Origin of the sequence: Microvirga vignae, from assembly GCF_001017175.1 — a bacterium.
In the GTDB taxonomy this organism is placed as follows: Bacteria; Pseudomonadota; Alphaproteobacteria; order Rhizobiales; family Beijerinckiaceae; genus Microvirga; species Microvirga vignae.
This window is the reverse complement of the sequence record NZ_LCYG01000125.1, coordinates 1-5,957: the sequence shown is the minus strand read 5'-3', so window position 1 is coordinate 5,957 and position 5,957 is coordinate 1. Positions and strand designations below refer to the sequence as shown.

Sequence of the window (5,957 nt, the reverse complement as noted above, 5' to 3'; positions counted from 1 at the left end):
CTATGTCTTCCGGCCGAGAAGGAATACTTCGTCACTCTGCAAGCAAAGGAGATTGCAGGGCTGATCGACAGCTTTCGTACTTGCAAGCCCCAGCGTGTCGCAACCACCGTCCACGATATGCTGCAGCAGATCTGGGTTGGAGCTATGGCGGAAACTGGGTGACGACGGTGTGAGAAGGGCGGCGTATCGAGGCGGGTGTCGAGCCTGCCAGAACCTCTTCAAGAAGAGCGATACGTCATGAACGAGACTACCAACATTGTCCGCCTTCGTCAGCCCGACGAGATCGATGATCCCCTGACCGATATTCTCCGAGCCGGCGCCCGCAAGCTCTTGGCCCAAGCCATCGAGAGCGAGGCTGAGGCTTATCTCGCCAGCATGCGCGACCTGAAGCTGCCGGACGGACGTGAGCGCCTGGTCCGGCATGGGCATGGCCCCGAGCGCACGATCCAGACCGGCATCGGCTCGGTTGAGGTCCGCCGGGTCAAGATCCGCGACCGCGGCGCCACGGGGGAGGATCGGATCCGCTTTACCTCGGCGATCCTGCCGAAATGGGCCCGGCGGACGAAGAGTTTGGATGCCTTGCTGCCGATCCTCTATCTGCGCGGGCTCTCGACCGGCGACTTCCAGGAGGCTTTAGCCGCCCTGCTGGGTAAGGACGCCCCGAACCTTTCGCCCTCTGCCATCACCCGGCTCACCGGTGAATGGCAGAGCGAATACGAGCGTTGGCAGGCGCGTGATCTCTCGGCTCGGCACTACGTCTATGTCTGGGCCGATGGCGTCTACCTCCAGGCCCGGATGGAGGATCGGGCCGAGTGCATGCTGGTGCTGATCGGCGCGACACCAGAGGGCAAGATGGAACTGGTTGGCTTCCAGGCCGGTATGCGCGAGAGCGCCCAGAGCTTGAGAGAGTTGCTCGTCGAGATCAAGCGAAGGGGCTTGTCCATTCCGCCCCGGATTGCTGTCGGGGACGGGGCGCTTCGCCAAGGAGGGAAGTCGATGAAGGTCCGGTTCATCGATGCGGCGAAAGAGGACTTCCCCGTCACACGCCTGTGCCAGGTTCTCGGTGTCAGCCAGAGCGGCTACTTCGCGTGGCGATCTCGTCTGGCGAGTTGCCACCAGCGAGAGGATCTGGTGCTGCTGGCTCATATCCGCTCAGCTTTCGCTCGTTCCTATGGGACCTACGGCAGTCCTCGTATGACCCGCGAACTGCGGGGTGAAGGGCTGCAAGTCGGGCGGCGCCGGACCGCCCGGCTGATGCGCGAGAACGGGCTCAAGGCTTGGCAGAAGCGCTGTTTCCGACCGACCACGACCGACAGCCATCATGCTCTTTCGGTTGCGCCTAACCTGCTTGAGCAGGACTTCGTGGCCGAGCGCCCGAACCAGAAGTGGGCCGCGGCCGAACGCCTTGTGGGTGAGCGACTTCACTTTGGTGCGCCTCGTCCCGGATGGTCCGGGGTGCATATGTCTGGAATGCAAGGAGAAAGGAGGAAAGGAGAATGCCTTGCCCCCTGCTGTGAGGGGGCATGAGCCCAAGCGGCGGTGACCTGCTGTCAACTGGCAGGGTGACGGAGCCCGCAGGTAAAGGGGATTGAGGCGAAGCCGTTACGCCGAGATAGTTCCCGAGGCTGTAGTATTGGAAGGTTGAGGAACACAAACCGGTTTACCCGCATCTGAGGGCTGGAATGTCGCCTCCGCCTACACGGCTTAACAGGCGGAATGCCGATGATGCCGCCGGACACGTAGGACGGTGTGCATCCGAACGGGAGCCGAGATGTAGGACGCTCGCGAAGGGCCATGGGGAGAACACAGCCAGACCACGGCATCGGCATCAACTTGCAGAATGCAAGGACAAAGACTGCGACCGGCAGCCTCACCAATACACATGACGTCCAGCATATGAACGAGGGAAGGCATGGTGGAATGCCAAGGGAGTTGACCCTGATGTCCATCATGCTGGCGGAGTTCCCGTAGTAGTCCGCGACAGGGAAAGCCTGTCACGCTGCCAGTCTCGGCTGTTGCGGGCAAAGCGCGAGACCTCCCGCGCGCAGACCGCGCCAACCTTCCCGAGACAGCCCTCCGCCACCATTCGCTCGAAGCCGGCGCGCTGGACCCCGCCGGCGGCCGAACGCCCAAGATCATCGTCGATCACCTCGATCTCGGACCATCCCAGCGCGGTCAGCCGGTCCCGCATGGCGTATTGCAGCGCGCTGCTCTCGCGGTTGTGCCGCACCTGATGAGCGGAAGACTGGCGCACGTAGAGGATCGCCTTGCGCTCCAGATGGTGGGACGGACCTTGTCAGTGCTCATGGCTGGCCTCCATGGTCACCGGCGCCACCGTGCGTCTTTGCGCATGCTCCAGGATGAGCTGCATCATCAGACTCACCAGCATCGCCTGCGCCTCCCGCGGCAGCTCGCGCCATGCCGGCGCGCCGCTGACACTGTCTGGCGCGCTGCTGCCGAACAGATCCATCTGATGCGGACCGAGCCGCTGGTTGCGTTGATCCGCATCCGCGGACGCCCCCATCTTCCGTGTCATGGGCCTCTCCCCGATTCTGGTCGCGAGAGGTTCCCCATGCGCCCGGAAGCCGGGCATTCGATGATCGGCTGGCGATCGTCATCGACCGATCGAGAAGCCCAGACAGGGTCATCAGCGCATCGAGCCCGACAAAGGGACGCGTCGTCAGGGCCTGATCCCGAGCGCACAACGCGGGGTCGAGCATCCAGGCCGGGATCTCAAGCCATCGCTCGGTCTGCGATCCGTCGGGCGTGCAACGGAAAACCGCGCCATCCGCCTTGTCGATCACCGCACAGATGGACACCTCGCGTCCGGCCCAGAGGTGAAGCCAATCCCAGGACTTCACGCCGAAGGGTCCTGTAGGCGTTCTCAAACCTCGTTGTACAACCCCGTCCGACGCCACTTGACACTCGATTATGTCAGTCCGGTTCAGTTCGAAAGGCTGGCCGAATAGCTACAAAACCGCTCTCCATTTAAGCGAAGCAAATCCAACCTGCGGCACGATCCGGCTGAAGCTCCGAAGATCGGCGCCCAGATGCGCATCTCGGTGCGCCGGATCAGGATTGCCATGGCGTCGGCCTGTCCCTACGCCGACGAATTCGCCCTGGCGCATGCCTGAATAGGCCTCGCGGCCCGATGATGCCGCCGGACCCGAACCCTTCCCACAAACGACAGAGGATACATCGCCGAACCCGGACCCGCCGCGCACCGCGGCGCCGACTGTGCTCGTCTCTCTCGTCGGGGCGCGATGTCAGCGCATCATCCGGCCAAAACGCCCGCTCAATGCCAGTGGCGGTGAGAGAAGCGGACTAGCGTCGCGACAGAACCCAGTAAATGTCGGCTGCGTTTTCCCAAGAATGGCGAATAGGATTCCGCCGGAGCGACGCGGAATTCCCGCGTTGTTCAACGCATTCCTCGTTGTCGCATGTCCGACCAAGTCGGACATGCGAATAGCAGTAATAGCGCTACCATATTGTTTTAAAAAGGTTATTTCGTTTGGCACGGTTCGTGCATCGTTATCCGCAAACGCTTCACCGACTGGGGAGGATCGTCCTATGATCACGCTCACTGACTATGCTGTTGCCGCCGTCAAGTCGGATTTCCTCGCGAAAGGCTGCCGATTGACAGTAGTGCCGTCCACGAGGTCGGCATCTTTCCTCTTTTCCGCTTAAGGGAAGTTCCGATGAGCCGTATTGCGCATGAGATGATGAGACATGAGTTCGCTGACGCTGCATGGCAAGAGCGTCACGCTGTTACTCGCGTTGACCAGCTGCGCGCATGGGTGGGGGGCGACGCCGACGGCAACCTGATGCGAGACATTGAGCTCGGCCTCGCGCGTGCCCCGATGGCGATGCGGATCACGCCTTATGTGCTGAACTTGATCGACTGGTCGAACTTCTTCCAAGACCCGATCCGCAAGCAGTTCATTCCCATTGGAAGCGAAATTCTTCCATCTCACCCGTTGCTAAGAATGGATTCGTTACATGAACGAGAAAGTTCACCTGTAGATGGACTGGTGCATCGCTATCACGACAAGGCACTTTTACTCGCAACGGATCGCTGCCCGGTCTATTGTCGTTTTTGCACCCGCAGCTACGGTGTGGGTCTAGACACACAATTAGTCTCGAAGAAAAGGGCGTCGCCATTCCAGAGCCGATGGAATACTATTCTGGCATATCTTCGTGCGACCCCCGTCATCGTTGATGTAGTGGTGTCGGGAGGAGATTGCTTTCGCCTCAAACCTTCCCAACTTTTAGCGGTCGGCACGGGCCTTCTGTCCATCCCCTCAATTCGCCGCATCAGATTCGCGACGAAAGGCCTCGCTGTACTGCCTATGAAAGTCACAAGCGATCATGAATGGACTGGTGCTCTTGTCAACATTAGCGATGCTGGCCGGAATCAGGGCGTAGAGATTTCGTTTCACACCCATTTCAACCATCCTCGAGAAATCACCGACTACACGATTGCGGCTGCAGAGCTTCTTTTCAAGCGGGGAGTAAGGATGCGCAATCAGACGGTTCTGATGGCTGGCGTCAATGACGATCCCGAGGTTATGAAACAGCTCGTCAAGAAACTCTCAGACCTACATATCCAGCCGTACTACGTATATACTTGTGATCTTGTCGGCGGAATTGAGCACATGCGGTGCTCAGTGGGGCTTGCATGTCAGATAGAAAAGGACTTACGCGGGATCACGGCTGGGTATAACACTCCGTTGTTCGTTGTTGACACGCCGGGAGGCGGTGGAAAGCGCGACGTCCACAGCTTCGAGCATTATGACAGACAGACAGGGATTGCTGTGTACCGGGCTCCATCTGTCCGGCCGGAGCAGCTGTTCACATATGTAGATCCTTTGCAGTCTCTCTCTCTAGATGCGCAGGCGGCATGGTCAGATCCCCAGCGCGCCAGTCGTATACTCAGCGATGCGATTGAGGTCGCTCGAGCGAAATCGATGGGGTTTGAATGAGCGACTCTGCGGCATGCGTAGAGCTATGGCGGAAACTGGGTGATGACGGTTTGAGGAGGGCTGCGTATCGAGGCGGGTGACAAAGCCTGCCAGAAGCTCACGAAAGAGCGAGACGCCATGAAGACAGATAGCGAAGTTGTTTCCTTTCCGCATCCCGATACCCTCGATGATCCCCTGACATCGGTTCTGCGCGAACGTGCGCGCCGGCTTCTGGCGCAGGCCGTCGAGGTGGAAGCAAAAACATTCCTGGCGGTGATGACCCGACGGCTGCCGATCCGCAAGGAAGGCAATCGCGAAGAAAGGAGAAACACCATGACCCGAGAGATACTTGCCGCCGCACTGGCGCTGATCTGTCTTTGCCTGACCTATGCAATGGCGCAGGCAATCCACTTTTTCGAACGGCGCTCAACATAACCCGCCGCCACGCCTGACTGAAGCTGTGCCGCGTTCCGCCAGACACCGGCCCGTCCGCCAATTGGGCATGGGATATCGAGGGAGACGAGACGATGAACCACAAGCCACTGCCCGACCGCTCGGGCAACGACCTGCGCGCGGGCGATCTTGCAAACCACCTGAATCCGTTCACCGACTACTATGCGTTGGCCCAGGAGAGCGGGCCAAGGGTCATCACCCATGGCGAAGGAATCTACCTCTGGGATACGGAATGCAGCGGGTTGCTCGGCGGGATGGGTGGGCTCTGGTGCATCAACATCGGTTACGGCCGCAAGGAGCTCGGGGAGGTGGTGCACCGGCAGACGGACCGGCTCGCCTTCTACAACACGTTCTTCAAGACCTCGCATGAGCCGGTGATCGAACTATCCGGGCGCTTGGCGGAACTGACGCCCGAGAGCATCGACAATTTGTTCTTCTCCAATTCCGGCCCCGAGGTCAATGACACGGCATTTCGCCTGGTGTGGACCTATTGGTCGGCACTGGGAAAGGCCGAGCGTCATTCATCGCAACTTACACGATGTG

General features: G+C 60.0%; 5 protein-coding genes and 3 pseudogenes. 6 read left to right on the top strand and 2 right to left on the bottom strand.

Features of this window, described 5'->3' with window-relative positions; all coding sequences use genetic code 11:
* Window positions 1–237: 237 nt before the first annotated feature.
* Together AA309_RS34850 and AA309_RS34845 are read left to right on the top strand one after the other, a co-directional pair.
* A pseudogene (locus AA309_RS34850) lies at window positions 238–978 on the top strand (IS256 family transposase); the annotation flags it as partial.
* A pseudogene (locus tag AA309_RS34845) lies at window positions 979–1,449 on the top strand (IS3 family transposase); the annotation flags it as partial.
* A 499-nt stretch (window positions 1,450–1,948) separates the two neighbouring features.
* Here AA309_RS34845 and AA309_RS29670 read toward each other — a convergent pair.
* Window positions 1,949–2,254, bottom strand: coding sequence for a recombinase family protein (locus AA309_RS29670; RefSeq protein ID WP_047192626.1), 306 nt, complete (start codon window positions 2,252–2,254; stop codon window positions 1,949–1,951).
* Window positions 2,255–2,296: 42 nt separating this feature from the next.
* Window positions 2,297–2,536: a hypothetical protein gene (locus AA309_RS34840; protein ID WP_047192625.1), complete on the bottom strand. Its 240-nt coding sequence runs from the start codon at window positions 2,534–2,536 to the stop codon at window positions 2,297–2,299.
* A 461-nt stretch (window positions 2,537–2,997) separates the two neighbouring features.
* Between AA309_RS34840 and AA309_RS36035 the strand changes: the two are divergent.
* From AA309_RS36035 to AA309_RS29650, 4 genes and pseudogenes are all read left to right on the top strand, one after another.
* Window positions 2,998–3,134 (top strand): annotated as a pseudogene (locus tag AA309_RS36035) (transposase); the annotation flags it as partial.
* A 564-nt stretch (window positions 3,135–3,698) separates the two neighbouring features.
* Window positions 3,699–4,982 (top strand): KamA family radical SAM protein, encoded by a 1,284-nt coding sequence (locus tag AA309_RS29660; RefSeq protein WP_047192624.1) that lies wholly within the window; start codon window positions 3,699–3,701, stop codon window positions 4,980–4,982.
* A 117-nt stretch (window positions 4,983–5,099) separates the two neighbouring features.
* Complete coding sequence (locus tag AA309_RS37965) at window positions 5,100–5,396, top strand: hypothetical protein (RefSeq protein ID WP_047192623.1); 297 nt, start codon at window positions 5,100–5,102, stop codon at window positions 5,394–5,396.
* 92 nt (window positions 5,397–5,488) lie between these two features.
* On the top strand, window positions 5,489–5,957 hold a 469-nt coding region (locus AA309_RS29650; protein ID WP_047192622.1), incomplete at its 3' end, for an aminotransferase class III-fold pyridoxal phosphate-dependent enzyme.

Bases quoted from the DNA above. Each gene is read 5' to 3' on its own strand.
- AA309_RS37965 (WP_047192623.1), top strand. From the start codon at position 5,100: ATGAAGACAGATAGCGAAGTTGTTTCCTTTCCGCATCCCGATACCCTC.
- AA309_RS34840 (WP_047192625.1), bottom strand. From the start codon at position 2,536: ATGACACGGAAGATGGGGGCGTCCGCGGATGCGGATCAACGCAACCAG.
- AA309_RS29660 (WP_047192624.1), top strand. From the start codon at position 3,699: ATGAGCCGTATTGCGCATGAGATGATGAGACATGAGTTCGCTGACGCT.